This is a genomic window from Leifsonia sp. McL0627 (assembly GCF_058244615.1).
The window spans coordinates 536,572-553,060 of record NZ_JBZCGM010000003.1; the positions used below are offsets into that span (position 1 = coordinate 536,572).

16 protein-coding genes and 1 pseudogene are annotated in these 16,489 nt (G+C 70.5%); 12 read left to right on the plus strand and 5 right to left on the minus strand.

Features of this window, described 5'->3' with window-relative positions; all coding sequences use genetic code 11:
- Nucleotides 1–52 precede the first annotated feature (52 nt).
- The gene (locus tag AC37TH_RS10775; RefSeq protein ID WP_490764352.1) at nucleotides 53–1,177 is read right to left on the minus strand and encodes an epoxide hydrolase family protein; all 1,125 of its coding nucleotides are present in this window, start codon (nucleotides 1,175–1,177) and stop codon (nucleotides 53–55) included.
- 138 nt (nucleotides 1,178–1,315) lie between these two features.
- Between AC37TH_RS10775 and hisS the strand changes: the two genes are divergently transcribed.
- Nucleotides 1,316–2,608 (plus strand): histidine--tRNA ligase, encoded by a 1,293-nt coding sequence (gene hisS, locus AC37TH_RS10780; protein WP_490764353.1) that lies wholly within the window; start codon nucleotides 1,316–1,318, stop codon nucleotides 2,606–2,608.
- 15 nt (nucleotides 2,609–2,623) lie between these two features.
- On the opposite strand, the gene AC37TH_RS10785 is transcribed toward hisS, so the two are convergent.
- The gene (locus AC37TH_RS10785) at nucleotides 2,624–4,168 is read right to left on the minus strand and encodes an MFS transporter (RefSeq protein ID WP_490764354.1); all 1,545 of its coding nucleotides are present in this window, start codon (nucleotides 4,166–4,168) and stop codon (nucleotides 2,624–2,626) included.
- 48 nt (nucleotides 4,169–4,216) lie between these two features.
- Here AC37TH_RS10785 and AC37TH_RS10790 point away from each other — a divergent pair, with 48 nt between their 5' ends.
- Nucleotides 4,217–4,828, plus strand: a complete 612-nt coding sequence (locus AC37TH_RS10790) for a TetR/AcrR family transcriptional regulator (protein ID WP_490764355.1) — start codon at nucleotides 4,217–4,219, stop codon at nucleotides 4,826–4,828.
- A 14-nt stretch (nucleotides 4,829–4,842) separates the two neighbouring features.
- On the opposite strand, the gene AC37TH_RS10795 is transcribed toward AC37TH_RS10790, so the two are convergent.
- Nucleotides 4,843–5,124, minus strand: a complete 282-nt coding sequence (locus tag AC37TH_RS10795; protein ID WP_490764356.1) for a DUF1905 domain-containing protein — start codon at nucleotides 5,122–5,124, stop codon at nucleotides 4,843–4,845.
- Nucleotides 5,125–5,262: 138 nt separating this feature from the next.
- Here AC37TH_RS10795 and eno point away from each other — a divergent pair.
- From eno to AC37TH_RS10820, 5 genes and pseudogenes are all read left to right on the plus strand, one after another.
- Nucleotides 5,263–6,545, plus strand: a pseudogene (eno, locus tag AC37TH_RS10800) (phosphopyruvate hydratase).
- Nucleotides 6,546–6,789: 244 nt separating this feature from the next.
- Complete coding sequence (locus AC37TH_RS10805; RefSeq protein ID WP_490764357.1) at nucleotides 6,790–7,323, plus strand: FtsB family cell division protein; 534 nt, start codon at nucleotides 6,790–6,792, stop codon at nucleotides 7,321–7,323.
- The gene (locus tag AC37TH_RS10810; RefSeq protein ID WP_490764358.1) at nucleotides 7,323–7,838 is read left to right on the plus strand and encodes a DUF501 domain-containing protein; all 516 of its coding nucleotides are present in this window, start codon (nucleotides 7,323–7,325) and stop codon (nucleotides 7,836–7,838) included. The genes AC37TH_RS10805 and AC37TH_RS10810 overlap by 1 nt, the downstream gene beginning before the upstream one ends.
- Nucleotides 7,835–9,094 carry a S8 family serine peptidase gene (locus AC37TH_RS10815; RefSeq protein WP_490764359.1) on the plus strand — a complete coding sequence of 420 codons (1,260 nt, stop codon included), beginning with the start codon at nucleotides 7,835–7,837 and terminating at the stop codon, nucleotides 9,092–9,094. Before AC37TH_RS10810 ends, AC37TH_RS10815 begins: the two co-directional genes overlap by 4 nt.
- Before the next feature lie 38 nt (nucleotides 9,095–9,132).
- A complete protein-coding gene (locus AC37TH_RS10820) occupies nucleotides 9,133–10,548 on the plus strand; it encodes an NAD(P)/FAD-dependent oxidoreductase (RefSeq protein ID WP_490764360.1) in 1,416 nt (471 codons plus the stop codon).
- A gap of 102 nt (nucleotides 10,549–10,650) precedes the next feature.
- Here AC37TH_RS10820 and AC37TH_RS10825 read toward each other — a convergent pair whose 3' ends face one another.
- The gene (locus tag AC37TH_RS10825; protein ID WP_490764361.1) at nucleotides 10,651–11,235 is read right to left on the minus strand and encodes an IMPACT family protein; all 585 of its coding nucleotides are present in this window, start codon (nucleotides 11,233–11,235) and stop codon (nucleotides 10,651–10,653) included.
- 129 nt (nucleotides 11,236–11,364) lie between these two features.
- Between AC37TH_RS10825 and AC37TH_RS10830 the strand changes: the two genes are divergently transcribed.
- The gene (locus AC37TH_RS10830) at nucleotides 11,365–12,606 is read left to right on the plus strand and encodes an MFS transporter (RefSeq protein ID WP_490764362.1); all 1,242 of its coding nucleotides are present in this window, start codon (nucleotides 11,365–11,367) and stop codon (nucleotides 12,604–12,606) included.
- A 39-nt stretch (nucleotides 12,607–12,645) separates the two neighbouring features.
- Here the strand turns inward: AC37TH_RS10830 and AC37TH_RS10835 are convergent, their stop codons facing one another.
- Nucleotides 12,646–13,089, minus strand: coding sequence for a MarR family winged helix-turn-helix transcriptional regulator (locus AC37TH_RS10835; RefSeq protein WP_490764363.1), 444 nt, complete (start codon nucleotides 13,087–13,089; stop codon nucleotides 12,646–12,648).
- A gap of 63 nt (nucleotides 13,090–13,152) precedes the next feature.
- Between AC37TH_RS10835 and AC37TH_RS10840 the strand changes: the two genes are divergently transcribed.
- The 4 genes from AC37TH_RS10840 (at nucleotide 13,153) to AC37TH_RS10855 (ending at nucleotide 16,469) form a co-directional block, all read left to right on the plus strand.
- Nucleotides 13,153–14,562, plus strand: a complete 1,410-nt coding sequence (locus tag AC37TH_RS10840; protein WP_490764364.1) for an MFS transporter — start codon at nucleotides 13,153–13,155, stop codon at nucleotides 14,560–14,562.
- Nucleotides 14,559–15,161 (plus strand): YbhB/YbcL family Raf kinase inhibitor-like protein, encoded by a 603-nt coding sequence (locus AC37TH_RS10845; protein WP_490764365.1) that lies wholly within the window; start codon nucleotides 14,559–14,561, stop codon nucleotides 15,159–15,161. The genes AC37TH_RS10840 and AC37TH_RS10845 overlap by 4 nt, the downstream gene beginning before the upstream one ends.
- 89 nt (nucleotides 15,162–15,250) lie before the next feature.
- Nucleotides 15,251–15,634, plus strand: coding sequence for a phage holin family protein (locus tag AC37TH_RS10850; protein WP_490764366.1), 384 nt, complete (start codon nucleotides 15,251–15,253; stop codon nucleotides 15,632–15,634).
- A gap of 61 nt (nucleotides 15,635–15,695) precedes the next feature.
- Nucleotides 15,696–16,469: a hydroxypyruvate isomerase family protein gene (locus AC37TH_RS10855; RefSeq protein ID WP_490764367.1), complete on the plus strand. Its 774-nt coding sequence runs from the start codon at nucleotides 15,696–15,698 to the stop codon at nucleotides 16,467–16,469.
- Nucleotides 16,470–16,489 lie beyond the last annotated feature (20 nt).

A 16,489-nucleotide genomic window follows, 5' to 3' on the forward strand; every position in this document is an offset into this window, starting at 1 on the left:
CTTATGCACGCGACACGCCGCGCGAAGCGTGCACAAGTCCCGGCTCGATGGCTTAGGACAGGGACGCGAAGAAGGCGCGGATGCGGTCGGCGGCGAGGTCGGGCTGCTCCAGGCCGAGGAAATGGCCGCCGCGCGGCGCGAGTTCGAAGGAGCGGAGGTCGAGGGCGGCGCGCTCGGCGAGCGAGCGGGGGAAGCCGTCCATCACGGGCTCCCGGCTGAGAAGTACGCCGACGGGCGCGACGATCGGCGGCCTCGGCGGGTTGGCGTCGTAGTCGAAGTACTGCTGGAACGAGGTGCCGATGCTGCCGGTCGCCCAGTAGAGCGTCGCGATGGTGAGCAGCGCATCCACGGGGACGACGCGTTCGAGGTCGCCGTCGACCCAGTCGTGCCACTTGTCGGCGATCCAGGAGAGCAGCCCGGCGGGGGAGTCGCCGAGCGCAGCGGAGATGGTGTCCGGCCGCGTGCACATGATCTCGCTGTAGCCCCCGTCCAGCGCGTCGTACGCGTCGACCGCCGCCAGGTATTCGCGCTCCTCCTCCGTCTGCGGCTCGTCGTCCGACGGGAACGGCGCGTGGATCAGCTGCACGCCGATCACGCGGTCGGCGTGGTCGGTTCCGAGCCAGGTCGCCGCCCCGCCGCCGATGTCACCGCCGAACGCCGCATACCGGTCGTAGCCGAGCACGGTGGTCATCAGTTCGTGCAGGTCGTCGGCGATCGTCTGCCTCGTCAGGGGCCGGTCCGGGAGGTCGGAGAAGACGAAGCCGGGCAGCGACGGCACGATCACGTCGAACGCGATCCGCGCATCCGACCCGGAGCCCGCGGGGTTCGCCAGACGTTCGGCGAGCGGCAGGTATTCGGTGTAGGCGCTCGGCCAGCCGTGCAGCAGCAGCAACGGGATGCGCGTGTCCGGCGATCCGGCAGCCGGCACCCTCACGAAGTGGATGCGGTGCCCGCCCACCTCCGCGAGGTACTGGTCGTACGCGTTCAGCCGCTCCTCCTGGGCGCGCCAGTCGAACCGCAGCCACGCATCCACCAGGTCGCGCAGCACGGGTTCGCCCGCTCCGCCGTCCCACGGCGCCGACCCGATCGGCGCGACGAACCGGGTGGAGACGAGCCGGGCGCGGAGGTCGTCGAGGACCTCGTCGGGAACGTCGATGCGGAATTCGTGGATGCTCACCTCAGCCACGCTACCCGCCGCCCCCGGCCCCGTCCGGTCCCCAAGCCATCGAGCCGGGACTTATGCACGCGAAACGCCGCGCAGAGCGTGCATAAGTCCCGGCTCGATTGCTTGGGGCGGCATGGAAGAATCGTGTTCATGGCTTCTCCGATCACCCCGCCCCGTGGCATGCGCGACTTCCTTCCGGCCGACAAGGCCCGCCGGGAGCACGCGCTCGGGGTGATCCGCCGGAGTTTCGCCTCGCACGGGTTCGACGAGATCGAGACGCCGGTGGTCGAGGATGTGGCACGCCTGCACTCCGGTTTGGGCGGCGACAACGAGAAGCTCGCGTTCAGCGTGCTCAAGCGCGGCATCGACGCCGACGACCTGCGTGCGGCCATCGACTCCGGCGACGTCCTCAGCCTGACCGACCTCGGCCTCCGGTTCGACCTGACCGTGCCGCTCGCCCGCTTCTACGCCACCCACCGCGCCGAGCTGCCCCCGGTGTTCCGCTCCATCCAGATCGCCCCGGTCTGGCGTGCCGAGCGCCCGCAGAAGGGCCGCTACCGCCAGTTCGTGCAGTGCGACATCGACATCATCGGCGAGGCCGGTCAGCTGGCGGAGGTCGAGCTGATCACGGCCACGGCGGCGGCACTGGATGCGCTGGGCCTGCAGAACTGCACGATCCGCATCAACGACCGCCGCATCCTGAACGGCCTGCTGGAGTTCTGCGGGTTCGCGGAGTCGCGCTGGCCGCAGGTGCTGATCTCGATCGACAAGCTCGACAAGATCGGTGCGGAGGGGGTCGTGAAGGAGCTGAGCGCGGACGGCGCAGACTCCGCTGCCGTGCTCGGCGGCATCCTGGAGCAGCTGGAACCGCACATCGCCGACGGCGGCGTCGCGCTGACCGTCGAGGCGATCACCGGCATCCTGCCGGACGGCATCGACACCGACGCCATCGCCGCCCTGGAGTCACTGGCGCACGCGCTCGACTCGCTTCCCTCCGGCGTCACGCTGCGCTTCGACCCCACGCTCGTGCGCGGAATGGGCTACTACACCGGCACCATCTTCGAGATCGCGCACCCCGGATCCGGCAGCTCGGTGGGCGGCGGCGGCCGATACGACGGGATGATCGGCCGCTTCCTCGGCACAGACGTTCCCGCGTGCGGGTTCTCGATCGGCTTCGAGCGCGTCGTCGACCTGATCGAAGCGCCGACCGACGCCGCGGCCGACTCGATCGTCCTCGTCTACGACCAGGGTGTGCCGCTCGACCGGCTCCTGGCCGTGAAGACCGAGCTGATCACCGCGGGCCGCCGGGTGCGGCTCGACAAGCGCGCCAAGAACCTGAAGGCGGTGCTCGACCGGGCGGAGGCGTCCGGCTTCCGGTCGTTCGCGTTCGTGACCGCAGGCACCCAGGATGCGGCGTCGCTGGAGATCAAGGCGCTCGGTTAGGCCGGGTCGCGGAGCTCAGACCTCGGCGGCTGCGGTCGGGAGCGCCGCTTCCGCCGCTGCTTCCGCCGCCGCTTCTGCTGTCGCCACGGACGCCGTCGCTTCCGCCTGCCCGCGTCGCGAGCGGAGGATGCCCCACCCGACGAGCGCCGCCGCGACGGCCGTGAGCGTGAGCCCGGCGACCGTCACCGTCTGCTCGAACTCCGCGGCCTGCTGCATGCTCCAGCTCGGGGCGGCGATGCTCCCGGTGAACAGCGCGGCCAGGATGGTCCCGGTGACCGCGATGCCGATGCCGGATGCGACCTCCGTCGACGTGTCGGTGAGTGCTGCGCCGATCGTGGTGCGGTTCTCCGGCAGACCGCGCATCACGTTCGTCCCCGCGACGACCCCGACCACGCGCATCCCGGCGGCGACCAGCACGAGCGCGACGGCCACCCAGACGTAGCCGTACTGGCTGAGCACGGCGTAGACGCCGAGCCCGACCACGACGGTCGCCGCGCTCAGCCAGCCGGCGCGCTCGAGTCCGATCCGTCGCACCAGGGGGGTGATGACCGCACCGCCCGCGATGAGCACCACGACCTGCGGCAACATCCCGATGGCGGCGAGAGCGGGCGGCCAGCCCCAGGCGAGCTGCAGTTGCAGCGTGACCAGGTAGCCGAGCCCGGCGGTCGCGAGCCCGGTCGCCGCCTTGAACGCGAGCCCGCTCGACACCAGTGGATGCGCGACCAGCCTCAGCTCCAGCAGCGGGTGCCTCGCGGTGCGCTCGCGCCAGACGAACAGGACGGCGGAGACGACGGCTGCCGCTGTCGTCGTCCACGGTTGCCAGGCAGCGACGCCCTGATCGACGAACAGCGTCGGCGCGACCAGTGCGAGCACGATCGTGACCGTGCCGAGCACCGCACCCGCCACATCCACGGGGTCGCGGTGCAGTTCGGCCGCCCGGTCTTTCGAGACGCCGATCAGGATGCTCACGAACGCGAGCAGGGCGATCGGCACGTTCACCAGCAGCAGCACCTGCCACGGCGCCACGGCGAGCGCCAAGCCGCCGACCGTCGGGCCGATGGCGAGTCCGACCAGGCCGACCGTGGAGATGAGGGTGAGCGCGCGCACCCGGAGGCCGTCCTCGGCGAAGAGGCGGAACGCGAGTGCCATCGAGCCCGGCGTGGTCATCGCGGCGGCGACGCCCATCGCGACGCGCACGGCGATGAGTTGCTCGGGCGTCGTGACGAATGCGGTGGCGAGGCTCGCGACGGCCAGCAGCACGAGGCCGACGAGCATGACCCTGCGGCGGCCGTACCGGTCGGAGACAGCGCCGAACGCCAGCATGAGGCCGCCGAAGACCACGGCGTATGCGCCGGTCACCCACTGCAGCCCGGTGCTTGAGGCGTGCAGCTCGCGCCCGATGGTCGGCAGGGCGACGTTGAGGATCGAGTTGTCGAGCATCTCGAAGAGGAAGACGGCGGAGAGTCCGGTCAGGGCGAGCCACGCCTCCCGGAGCGAGCGCGGGGAGCGCGGAGAGCGCATGTCCCCGTCGATAATGGCTGTGGCGCGGGTGGATGACATGCGACTAGGTTATGTCACTAAGTTTAGTCGCACAAGAGAGTGGATGAGATGCCCAGAAACAGCGAGCGCGGCGGACCGCAGACGCGGGCGCGGATCGCGGAGATCGCCTCCGGGCTGTTCCTCGAACGCGGCTTCGACGCCGTCACTGTCGCCGATGTCGCGCGCGCCGCCGGGGTGTCGAGCGTCACCGTGTTCAACCACTTCCCGCGCAAGGAAGACCTTTTCCTCGACAGGGCGGCCGACGCTGAAGAATTCCTGCGGTCGGCGGTGCGCGACCGGCCGGACGGCGCGGACGCGCTGTCGTCACTCCGGGAGGCGACCTTGCGGCTCGTCGACGAACGCAGCCCGCTGTCCGGCGTCGACGGACGATCCGTCCCGTTCTTCCGTACGGTCGCCGGGTCGCCGGCGCTGATCGCCCGGGCGAGGGAGCTCGCAGCAGACCTGCAGCGCATCCTCGCCGACGAACTCGACGCCGATCCGGGATTCGACGGGGACGCAGGACTGTTCGCCGCGTTCTTCCTCGCCGGATACGGCACCGTGCTGGTCGATACGGCGCGGCGGCTCATCGCGGGGGAGGACGAGGGCACGGTGCTGGCGGAGCACCGCGCGCGCCTCGAAGTGCTGTTCGACGCGCTGCGTCCGGTCGCGCGGGAGCGATAGCGGTCGCGCGGCCGCTAGGCGCGCTTCACGATCACGACCCTGACCGGGTCGCCGACCTCCTTGCCGAGACGCGCGCGCACCTTGGCGCTCAGCGACACCATGTGGCCGCCCCGTCCGGTGACCATCGCTCCGACGTTCTCCAGCGTCACGTCGTCGATCGTCGCGTCCACCCGCACGCTCCGGCCGGTGCCGAAGAACTCGGCGGAGTCCGGGATCTCGACGCAGCTCCAGGTCTCGCCCTTCACCTCGACGCCGATGGTGGTGTCGAAGGAGACGCGGTCGGTGTTCTCAGCCATGCCCACCACGATACGCACCCGGCCGGTCGCCCCGAGCATCCACCGGTCGGAGCCGGCTGCCGGACCTCAGTAGACTGGCGAGCGGATCACCGCTGATTTTCACCCATCCCCACACACATGTGAAACAAGGAGACTGTTGTGGCTCAGATCGAAGCTGTAGGCGCTCGCGAGATTCTCGACTCGCGCGGAAACCCGACCGTCGAGGTCAAGGTGCTGCTCGAAGACGGCACGGTCAGCCGTGCCGCCGTCCCGTCCGGAGCGTCGACCGGCGCGTTCGAGGCGTACGAGCTCCGCGACGGCGACAAGGACCGTTACCTCGGCAAGGGCGTGCAGAAGGCCGTCGACGCCGTTCTCGACGAGATCGGCCCGGCGATCGAGGGCTTCGAGGCCGCAGATCAGCGCCTCGTCGACTCCGCCATGATCGAGCTCGACGGCACCGACAACAAGAAGCGCCTCGGCGCGAACGCCATCCTCGGCGTCTCGCTCGCCGTCGCCAAGGCCGCGGCCGACTCGGCCGACCTGCCGCTGTTCCGCTACATCGGCGGCCCGAACGCGCACACCCTGCCCGTGCCGATGATGAACATCATCAACGGTGGCGCGCACGCAGACACCGGCGTGGACATCCAGGAGTTCATGGTCCTGCCGATCGGTGCGGAGACGTTCTCCGAGGCCCTCCGCTGGGGCGTCGAGACGTACCACTCGCTCAAGTCGCTGCTCAAGCAGCGCGGGCTCAGCACCGGCCTCGGCGACGAGGGCGGCTTCGCCCCGGAGCTGGAGCACAACCGTGCGGCGCTCGACCTCATCTCCGAGGCCATCCAGAACGCCGGCTTCACCGTCGGCCGCGACATCGCGCTCGGCCTCGACGTCGCTTCCACCGAGTTCTTCGAGAACGGCGTGTACCGCTTCGAGGGCCAGGACCGCACGGCCGCCGAGATGTCCGCGTACTACGCGGAGCTCGCCGCCAACTACCCGCTGGTCTCCATCGAGGACCCGCTGGCCGAGGACGACTGGGCGGGCTGGGCGCACCTCAACTCCGAGCTCGGCAGCAAGCTGCAGCTCGTCGGCGACGATCTGTTCGTCACCAACCCGAAGCGTCTCGCCAAGGGCATCGAGGTCAAGGCCGCCAACAGCATCCTGGTCAAGGTCAACCAGATCGGCACCCTGACCGAGACCCTGGATGCGGTCGCCCTCGCCCAGCGCAACGGCATGACCGCCGTGCTCTCGCACCGCTCCGGCGAGACCGAGGACACCACGATCGCCGACCTCGCCGTCGCCACCGACGCCGGCCAGATCAAGACCGGTGCCCCGGCCCGTTCCGAGCGCGTCGCCAAGTACAACCAGCTCCTCCGGATCGAGAGGAAGAGCTCGGCGAGGCCGCCGTCTACGCCGGCCGCAGCGCCTTCCCGCGCTTCACCGCGTAACCCACCTCCGAAAGCCCCCGGCCCCGCGCCGGGGGCTTTCGTGCGCCCTCCCGCCGTCCCCGGATAGTCGAGCCGGGACTTATGCACGCGACACGCCGCGCCAAGCGTGCATAAGTCCCGGCTCGATTATCAGGGGACGCGACTCGGCGGGGGAGGGACAGGGGGCGCGCGGGAGCGTGGCTTACGATTGTGGGCGAGGGTCCGGACGGGGCCCGCACCGTTCCGCAGCGCGTTTGGAGGGCCCGTGGCCAAGCCTCGCACCCGCCGGGTCCCCGTGGCGATGTCGTCCGGTTCCGCCACAGGGCGCTGGCTGCGCGGGCTGCACTTCTCCGGGTTCTCGCTCGTGATGATGGGGCTGCTCATCCTGGCGGTCGTCGTGCTCGCGCCCACCGCGCAGAGCCTGATCTCGCAGCGCCAGCAGATCGCCGACCAGCAGAAGGCAGTGGATGCGCTCTCCGGCCAGGTCACCGACCTCAAGGAGCAGCGGGCACGGTGGAACGACCCCAGCTACATCCGGGCGCAGGCCCGCGATCGGCTCTACTACGTGATGCCCGGCGAGGTCAGCTACCTCGTGATCGACGACCGGCCTCCCGCGGCGAAGGCAGCGGATGCGCCGGTCAGCTCGAAACTGCAGAAGACGCAGACCGACTGGCTCGGCTCCCTGTTCGGCTCGTTCATGGGCGCCGGCCTCAGTACAGCCACGCCCTCGCAGCTCGACGGGACCGCCCCGGCCGGCACCCCGACCCCGACTCCCACCTCGACTCCTGGCGGCAAGTGATGACCACCCCACCCTTCGATGCAGTGACCGACCAGGACATCGCGACGGTGTCCGCCCAGCTCGGGCGGCAGGCGCGCAACGTCGTCGGCATCGCCGCGCGCTGCGTGTGCGGCAACCCGACCGTGGTCTCGACGGCGCCGCGCCTGGACGACGGAACGCCGTTCCCGACCTTCTACTACCTCACGCATCCGGCAGCCACCGCCGCACTGTCTCAGCTGGAGGCGACGCAGGTGATGAACGAGTACAACGAGCTGCTGGAGGGCGACGAGGAGATGCGCGAGCAGTACGCCGCGGCGCACCGTGCCTACCTCGCCGATCGCGAGAGCATCGCCGTCGTCGACGAGATCGCCGGGATCTCGGCAGGCGGGATGCCTGTGCGCGTCAAGTGCCTGCACGCGCTCGGCGCGCACGCGCTCGCGGCGGGCCCTGGCGTGAACCCGATCGGTGACCTCGCTCTGGCGCGCGCCGACTGGTCGCCCGAGGTGTGCGAGTGCCAGGACTACACAGCCGGATGACGCGGCTCGGCCGCGCAGCGACCGCCATCGTCATCGGTGCGGCGGTCGCCGTCGCGCCGGCGACCATCGCGCACGCCGACCAGGTGCGCGACCTCGAATACTGGTTGAACGACTACGGCTTCACCCAGGCGTGGCAGACCACCAAGGGCGCCGGGGTGAAGGTCGCCGTCATCGACACCGGTGTGGACGGCAGTGTCGCCGACCTCGCCGGGGCCGTCGTCGGCGGCACGGACGTGTCGGGCGTCGGTGCGGCGAACGGGCAGAAGCCGCTCGGCGACGCCGGGTCCGCCGACCACGGCACCTGGGTGGCGTCCCTGCTGGCGGGCCGGGGGACCGGACCGGACAGTGGCGTGCTCGGCGCCGCCCCGGAGGCGAGCATCCTGACCGCCTCGGTCGCCCTGGGCTCTGCGGCGGGCACGATCGGCAGCGATGATCAGATCGCCACGGCGGTGCGCTGGGCGGTCGACAACGGCGCGAAGGTCATCAACATGTCCCTCACCAGGAACACGCTCGATTGGCCGACCAGCTGGGACGAGGCCTTCCAGTACGCGTTCGATCACGACGTGGTCGTGGTCGCCGCCGCCGGCAACAGGGGCAGCGGCACCACCGAGGTCGGCGCACCGGCGACCATCCCGGGCGTGGTGGCCGTGGCCGGTGTCGACCGGCAGGGTCAGGCGAGCTTCGACGCGTCGTCGCAGGGCATCACCATCGCGGTGTCCGCGCCGAGCGAGGAGCTCGTGGGGGTGAGCCCGGGCGGCGGATACGTGCAGTGGGCGGGCACCAGTGGCGCGACCCCGCTGGTGGCGGGGGCCGTCGCGCTGATCAGGGCCGCGCATCCGGAGTTGAAGGCACCGGATGTGATCGAGCGGCTGATCAAGACAGCCCGCGCCGTGCCCGGCACCGTCCCCAGTCCGATCTACGGCTACGGACTCCTGGATGCGGCGGCCGCGGTGACCGCGAAGGTCCCGCATGTCACAGCCAACCCGATGGGCGACCTCACCGAGTGGGTCCGCATCCACCGTCGCGCCGACCTTCCAGCCACCCCTGCTCCTGGCGGCGCACCGGGCACGACCTCCACGCCGAGGGCGCTTCCCCCAGCCCCGTCCGCGCGCGTCGATCAGCTGCTCTGGCCGCCGTGGACAGCGCTCACCGGCTTCTGGTTGCCGTTCAGCCTGATCACCGGATTCGTCGTCCTGGCGGCCCTCGGCGGGGTCGGCGCGTTCCGGCATTTCAGAGGGACGGCCCGCAGGGAGTAGATTAACTGAATACTTTCGTGTTGAGGAGACCCACCACTGTGCCCAAAATCCTGATCGTCGGCGGCGGATACGCCGGTTTCTACACTGCGTGGAAGCTCGAGAAGCAGCTGCGCAAGGGGGAGGCAGAGGTCACTATTGTCGACCCGCTGCCGTACATGACCTACCAGCCCTTCCTTCCTGAGGTCGCGGCGGGGTCCATCGAGCCTCGCCACGCGGTGGTCGCCCACCGTCGCCACCTCACCAAGACCAACATCGTCACGGCCAATGTCACGTACATCGACCACGCGAAGAAGACGGCGACCATCCAGCCGCCCGTCGGCGACGCGTACGAGTTCGAGTACGACATCGTCGTGGTCACCGCCGGCGCCGTCTCGCGCACGTTCCCGATCCCGGGCGTCGCAGACCAGGCCATCGGCCTCAAGACCATCGAGGAGGCCGTCGCGATCCGCGACCGCGTCCTCACCAACTTCGACAAGGCGGCCAACCTGCCGGCCGGCCCTGAGCGCGACCGTCTGCTGACGTTCGTGGTCGTCGGCGGCGGCTTCGCGGGCATCGAGGTGTTCGCCGAGCTGCGTTCGTTCGCGAGCGCGCTGCTCAAGAGCTACCCGCAGATCGCTTTCGAGGACACGCACTTCCACCTCATCGAGGCGATGGGCCGCATCATGCCCGAGGTGTCGCTGCCGACGAGCCACTGGGTCATCAAGAACCTCGCCCAGCGCGGTGCGGAGATCCACCTGGACACGCAGCTGGCGAGCGCCGTCGACGGCGTGATCGAGCTGTCGACCGGCGAGTCGTTCGAGACCGACCTGATCGTCTGGACCGCCGGTGTCATGGCGAACCCGACGATCGTCCGTCACACCGACCTCCCGATCGAGGAGCGCGGTCGTCTCCGCGTCCGCGCCGACCTCCGCGTCGGCTCCGAAGACGAGATCATCAAGGACGCCTGGGGCGCCGGCGATGTCTCGGCCGTCCCGGACCTCACCGGCGCAGGCGTCGGCGGGTACTGCGTGCCGAACGCTCAGCACGCGGTCCGTCAGGGCAAGTTGCTCGCGAAGAACATCATCGCGGACCTCCGCGGCGAGCTTCCCCGCCAGTACTTCCACAAGGGCCTCGGCGCCGTCGCGGGCCTCGGTATCGGCGTCGGCGTGTTCCAGTCCGGCAAGCTCGCGATCAAGGGCCTCCCCGCGTGGTTCGCCCACCGTGGATACCACGGTCTGGCCATGCCGAGCTGGGAGCGCAAGTGGCGCGTGCTGTGGGGCTGGTGGAACAACTTCTGGCTCGGTCGCGACATCGTGTCGCTCTCGGCCACCCAGCACCCGCGTGCCGTCTTCGAGGAGTTCGCCTCCCGTCCCAAGCCGCCCGCGGCCGAGGCGGCACCGGCGGTCGAGGCTCCGAAGAAGGCTCCGGCCAAGAAGACCGCTCCGAAGGAGCCGGTCGAGGTCGCAGCCAAGTAGCGCGAGAGTGTGAACGGGAGGGCCCGGTGCGAGGAATCGCGCCGGGCCCTTTCGCGTGTTCGGGGCCGGCGCCGTTGGCGACGAGCTCAGCCCTCGACAGGTTCAGCCCTCGACGTCGGCGCGCCCCTGCGTGAGGTCGCGGACCGCCTCCCGTGCTGTGTCTGCGGCAGCGCTCGGGAGCCGCAGCGTGAACCGCACGGCCTCGCCGTACTCGGCGTCGCCGGTCTCATGGCCTTCGCCGTCCGCCCACCGCCGGATGCGCTCGGCGTCGCCGTACTCGGCCAGCACCGTGAGCTGCGTCTCCGGCACGCGCTCGACGACGGGCGCATCCACCAGGGCGGCGGCGATCGCATCGGTGTATGCGCCCACCAGGCCACCCGCGCCGAGCTTCACGCCGCCGAAGTACCGGATGACCGCCGCGAGCACGCCGTCGAGGTCGTGGTGCCGCAGCACCTCCAGGATGGGCCGCCCGGCCGTGCCGGACGGTTCGCCGTCGTCGGACATTCCGGAGTGCCCTCCGGCCAGCAGCGCCCAGCAGACGTGGTTCGCGTCCGGATGCTCGGTGCGCAGACGGGCGACTTCGGCGAGCGCCGCCTCCCGGTCGGCGACGGGGATCGCGACGGCGATGAACCGGCTGCGCCGCACCTCCACCTCCGCGCTGACGGGGGAGGAGAGGGTGTACGGCACGGCTCAACGGTAGCCGACGGCGCGTGCAGCGGCGCGGCGTTGCGGCACGGGTCGCCCTGGGCATAGCATCGAATAAAACCGTTCAGAGAACGGTTTTTCCATGCCCACCCTCGACGAAGAGACCACCGGATGACCGATCAGCTCACGCGCGCCCCTTCTGCCCTGCGGGTCGTGCTCCGCTCGCCGCTCTACCGGGGTGCGACGGTCGCCCTGTTCCTCTCCGGGCTCGGCTTCTCGGCCGCCGCCCCGCAGATCGCGCAGTTCCTGGTGAACGACCTCGGTGCGTCGCTGACGGTCGCCGGCCTCTACTACCTCACCAACCTCACGGCGCCGATCGCGGGCTATCTGATCGGACGGCGCTCGGACCGCACCGGCCGCCGCCTCGGCCTGTTCCGGCTCTGCGCCGTCGCGGGAGGTCTCGGCTGGCTCGGGATCGCCGCGTCCACCGAGCTGTGGATGCCGTTCGTCATCAGCGCGGTCGTGCTGGGCTTCGCCGGTGCCGCCACCTCGCAGCTGTTCGCGGCCATCCACGACGAGCTGGCGCGTGAGCCGGAGGTGGGGGCGGCCGGGGACGGCGTCGTCTCGATCGTCCGGATGGCGCTGACGCTCGGCTGGGTGGTCGGCCCCGTCGCCGGGTCGTTCCTCGCCGCCCAGCTCGGACTGCACGCACTGCTGTTCGCCACGGCGATCTGCACGTTCGCGCAGCTCCTGCCGCTCGGAACGATCCGCGAGACGGTGGATGCGCAGGGCGCGGCGACCGCGGACGGCCCGCCCAAGGAACGCGCCCACGTTCCGGTGCGGGCGATGGTCCCGCTGCTCGCCTTCACCGGGCTGTTCATCCTCGTCTACGCTGGTGAGCCCATCAAGTACGCGTACCTGCCCATCTACATGAACCAGGATCTGCACCTGCCCGCAGCGCTGAGCGGCGCGATCATCGGCATCCAGCCTCTGGTGGAGCTCATCCTGATGCCCGTGGCCGCGATCGTCGCGCGGCGGGTCGGATTGCTGCCGCTCATGGTGGTGGGCGCGCTGCTCGGGGTCGCTGCGAACATCCTGTTCGCCACGACCGGGACGGCGCTCGGGCTCTTCGCCGGTCAGATCCTGATGGGCGGGGTCTGGGGTGTGTTCGCGGCTCTCGGGATCATCGTGGCGCAACGCCTGTTGCCGACGGCGATCGCGACCGCGTCGGCCATCTTCCTCAGCGCTCCGGCGCTCAGCTCCGCCATCGGCGGGCTCGCTGGCGGGGTCGGGGCGGGAACGCTGGGACTGCCCCTCGTCTTCGTCATCCCCGCGGGGCTCGCGCTGATCGCGGCCGCGGGGCTCGTGGTGCTGCACAAGCGCGTCGGCGATCGGGTACAGGAGCCGGCGTAGCGGCGCACCGGCGCGTAGCGGCGAGGCGTAGCGCCCCGCTCACCCCTCCGAGATCTCCCACAGCACGCGCGCGGCCACGGCGAGTGCTTCGCGTTCCTCCGGCGTGCGCTCCGCAAGGTGCTCGTTCAGCCACGCGTATCGCCGCGCCCGCGCCTCGCCTGCGACCCGGTGACCGTCCTCGGTCGGCGCGAACAGCACCCTCCGCCCGTCGGCGGGGTCGGTCGTCCGAACCGCGTAGCCGAGGGCGACGAGCCGGTTGACCGTCTGGCTCATCGAGGCGGCGGTGACGCGTTCGTGCTCGCTGAGGGCGGTGAGGGTCTTCGGGCCGTAACGGTGCAGGTGACCCAGGACGCCCATGGCAGCGTCGCCGAGTTCGCCGGCGCTGCGTTCGGCGCGGAAGCGGCGGTAGATCCGCGCCACCGATCGGGCGATCTGCTCGCCGAGGTCGTCGGCGGGAAGTGTCTCGTTTGCGTGCGCATCCACGATTGATTAGTATACCTAAAGAAGTAGTTAGCACAGGTAAAGCAGTCAACTCTGGAGGAGCGCGTGACGGACACCGACACGGAGAAGGCGACCGGCCACAAGTCGTTCGGCTGGCGGTTCACCGCCCCGCTCCTGCTCGGGTCGACCCTCAACCCGATCAACAGCTCGATGATCGCGACCGGGCTGCTCGGCATCGGACTCGACTTCCACCTCGGTCCAGGGCAGACGGCCAGCCTGATCTCGGTGCTCTACCTGTGCAGCGCCGTCAGCCAGCCCACGATGGGCAAGCTGGCCACCCTGTTCGGTCCGCGCCGGGTGTTCATGTCCGGGGCGATCATCCTGTTCGTCGCCGGAGTCATCGGAGCGGCGGCCCCCGGCTTCGGTTTCCTGCTGCTCTCACGTGCCCTCATCGGCATCGGCACCTCCGCCGCATACCCGACCGCGATGGCGCTGGTGCGCCGCCGGGCGGACGAGAACGGCATCGGCGTTCCCGCGCGGGTGCTCGGCAACTTCTCGATCGCCGCCCAGATCACGACGGTGTTCGGTCTGCCGCTCGGCGGTGTGCTGGCGGGAACGTTCGGCTGGCGAGCGCTGTTCTTCGTGAACATCCCGCTGGCGATCGTCACGTTCGTGTTCACCCTGCTGGGCGTCGAGAAGGACCCGCCCCGCGAGCGTCAGGGCGCCGGGACTCTCATCGCGTCCATCGACATCCCCGGAATCGTCCTGTTCGCGGGCACCGTGGTGAGCCTGCTGGTGTTCCTGTCCGAGTTGGCCGCGCCGCTCTGGTGGCTGCTCCCGGTCGTCGTCGTGTTCGGCGCCGCCCTCATCCTGTGGGAGCGGCGAGTCGCCAAGCCGCTGATCGACGTCAGGATGCTCGCCAGGAACAGCCCGCTGCAGCGCACCTACCTGCGGCAGACCCTCTCCGCCCTCGTGGTCTACTCGGTGCTCTACGGCACGAGCCAGTGGATGGAGCAGGCCGCCGGCTACAGCGCCACCGCCGTGGGGCTCATCCTGTTGCCGCTGTCCGGTCTCAGCATCGTCATCGCCCGCGTCGCCTCCACGCGGGGCTGGGTGCGCTGGCCGCTCGTGATCGGAGCGGTCTCGGTGGTGCTGAGCGCTCTGGTGATGCAGTTCATGGACGGCGGGTCGAGCGTGTGGGTGCTGATCAGGATGTCCCTGCTGCTCGGCTGCGCCAACGGGTTCACCGGCTTCGCCAACCAGGCCACCCTGTATGTGCAGGCGCCGGCCGAGGAGATCGCCGTCGCCTCCGGGCTCTACCGCACGTTCGCCTACCTGGGCGCGATCTTCTCCTCCAGCCTCATCGGCATCACCTTCGGCAGCCAGGCGACAGACGCCGGCCTGCACACCCTCGCCTGGGTGCTCGGCGGCATCGGTGTGCTGCTCCTCCTGATCACCGCCCTCGACCGACGCATCCCCGTCACCACCACCTCAGCGAAAGCCGGACACGCGTGAGCGCACTCGAAACCCTGGTCACCCCGCTCGGCTGGCTGCTCCGCGCCAAGCGGCCCGACCAGGCGCTGAGCGTCCGCAACCGGCCGGAGCTGGCGACGACGGAGCGCCTCCGCGTCACGAGCGCCGCGTTCGACGACGGAGGGCGCATCCCGGATCGGCACGCAGGGGAGGGCCGAGGTGACAACGTGTCGCCCGCGCTCGCCTGGACGGGAGCGCCGGAGGCGACCACGCACATGCTTCTCGTCATGGAGGACCGGGATGTGCCGTTCGCCCGGCCGATCCTGCACCTGGTGGCGCTGTTCGCGCCCCAGGCCGGTGGTGCGGGGGCGGCCGGCGCCGGAGCCGGTGTTCTCGCCGAAGGTGTTCTCGTGCCGTCCAATCCGGCGATGCGGTTCGTGCCGGGCTTCCGCGGCCGCACCGGGTACCAGGGTCCGCGGGCGCTCCCGGGACACGGGACACACCGGTACGGGTTCCACCTCTATGCACTGGGTGTGCAGGTACCGCCTGACACGGCGCTCGCCTCCCTCGACGACGTGCTGCCGTTGGTGGCTGGCCACGTGCTCGCAAGCGGCGTGGCGGAGGGGACGCAGCGCGGCTAGGCTCGCCGCCTCCGCTCGTCTGGCCTGGCCGGCTCCGCTCGTGTCGCCGCCTCCGCTAGTCTCGGGAGCACCGTCGACAGGAGACTGCTGTGATCCGATTCCTCATCCGTGCCGCGATCTTCCTGGTGACCGCCGCCATCGGGCTGCTGGTGGCCGGGTGGCTGGTGCCCGGCGTGCGCCTGGAGTGGGGCGGCTTCCTCGTGGCGGCCATCGTGTTCGCGATCGCGCAGAGCATCCTGTCGCCGTTCGTGTTCAACATCGCCCGCAAGTACGCGTCCGCGCTGCTCGGCGGCATCGGGCTGGTGTCGACGTATCTGGCACTGCTGGTCGCGAGCCTGTTCCCCGGCGGCATCCACATCGACGGCGTGACCGCCTGGATCCTGGCGACCCTCGTCGTCTGGATCGTCACGGCCCTCGGCGGCTGGCTGCTGCCCATCCTGTTCCTGAAGAAGCGCGTCGTCACCGCCCGCTGACCAGCGCCCTGGAGGGGAGTCGCGGGAAGAACGTGGGCGGAAGTTCGAGAGGAGAGTGCGGATGAGCGCGATCGCCGTGAACCTGGAGTGGCTGTTCAGCGAGGCGGGGGACGACCCGGCCGACCGGATCCGGGCCGCCGCCGCGCACGGGCTGGACGCCGTGGAGCTGTGGAGCTGGCGCGACAAAGACGTCGACGCCCTCGACACCGCGTTGCGCGCATCCGGTGTCGAGCTCGTCTCGCTCATCGTCGACCCGCAGCTCCAGCTCACCGACCCGGGGAGGCGCGACGCCTTCGTGCGCGCCGTGGCCGACTCGCTCACGGTCGCCGTGCGCCTCGGCTCGCCGAACCTGGTGGTGGTCAGCGGCGACGAACGGCCGGGCGTCCCGCGCTCCGAGCAGCGTGCCGCGCTGGTCTCGGCGCTCGCGGCGGGTGCAGCGGTGCTCGACGGCTCACCCGTCCGGCTTCTGCTCGAACCGCTGAACACCCGGGTCGACCACGTCGGCGCCTTCCTGTCGTCGACCAGGGACGGGCTCGACATCGTGCGCGAGGTCGGGTCGCCGCACCTCCGGCTGCTGCTGGATGCGTACCACGTGCTGATGATGGACGAGGACATCGCCGAGGTGGTCGGCGACGACATCGCCCTGATCGGCCATGTGCAGGTCGCCGACCTGCCCGGCCGCCACGAACCGGGCACGGGCGTCGCGGACTGGGGCCACCAGTTCCGGACGCTGCGCGGCCTCGGCTACGACGGCCGTTTCGGGATGGAGTACCGGCCGACCGTGGAGACCACCCGGTCGCTCGCGGTTGTGGAGGCGGTGACAGCGGGACTCTGAGGCGGGAGCGCCCGAATGCC

Excerpts from the sequence above, each read along its gene's own strand:
- AC37TH_RS10785 (WP_490764354.1), bottom strand. The coding sequence starts at position 4,168 with ATGTCATCCACCCGCGCCACAGCCATTATCGACGGGGACATGCGCTCT.
- AC37TH_RS10855 (WP_490764367.1), top strand. The coding sequence starts at position 15,696 with ATGAGCGCGATCGCCGTGAACCTGGAGTGGCTGTTCAGCGAGGCGGGG.
- AC37TH_RS10810 (WP_490764358.1), top strand. The coding sequence starts at position 7,323 with ATGACCACCCCACCCTTCGATGCAGTGACCGACCAGGACATCGCGACG.
- AC37TH_RS10815 (WP_490764359.1), top strand. The coding sequence starts at position 7,835 with ATGACGCGGCTCGGCCGCGCAGCGACCGCCATCGTCATCGGTGCGGCG.
- AC37TH_RS10790 (WP_490764355.1), top strand. The coding sequence starts at position 4,217 with ATGCCCAGAAACAGCGAGCGCGGCGGACCGCAGACGCGGGCGCGGATC.
- hisS (WP_490764353.1), top strand. The coding sequence starts at position 1,316 with ATGGCTTCTCCGATCACCCCGCCCCGTGGCATGCGCGACTTCCTTCCG.
- AC37TH_RS10795 (WP_490764356.1), bottom strand. The coding sequence starts at position 5,124 with ATGGCTGAGAACACCGACCGCGTCTCCTTCGACACCACCATCGGCGTC.
- AC37TH_RS10830 (WP_490764362.1), top strand. The coding sequence starts at position 11,365 with ATGACCGATCAGCTCACGCGCGCCCCTTCTGCCCTGCGGGTCGTGCTC.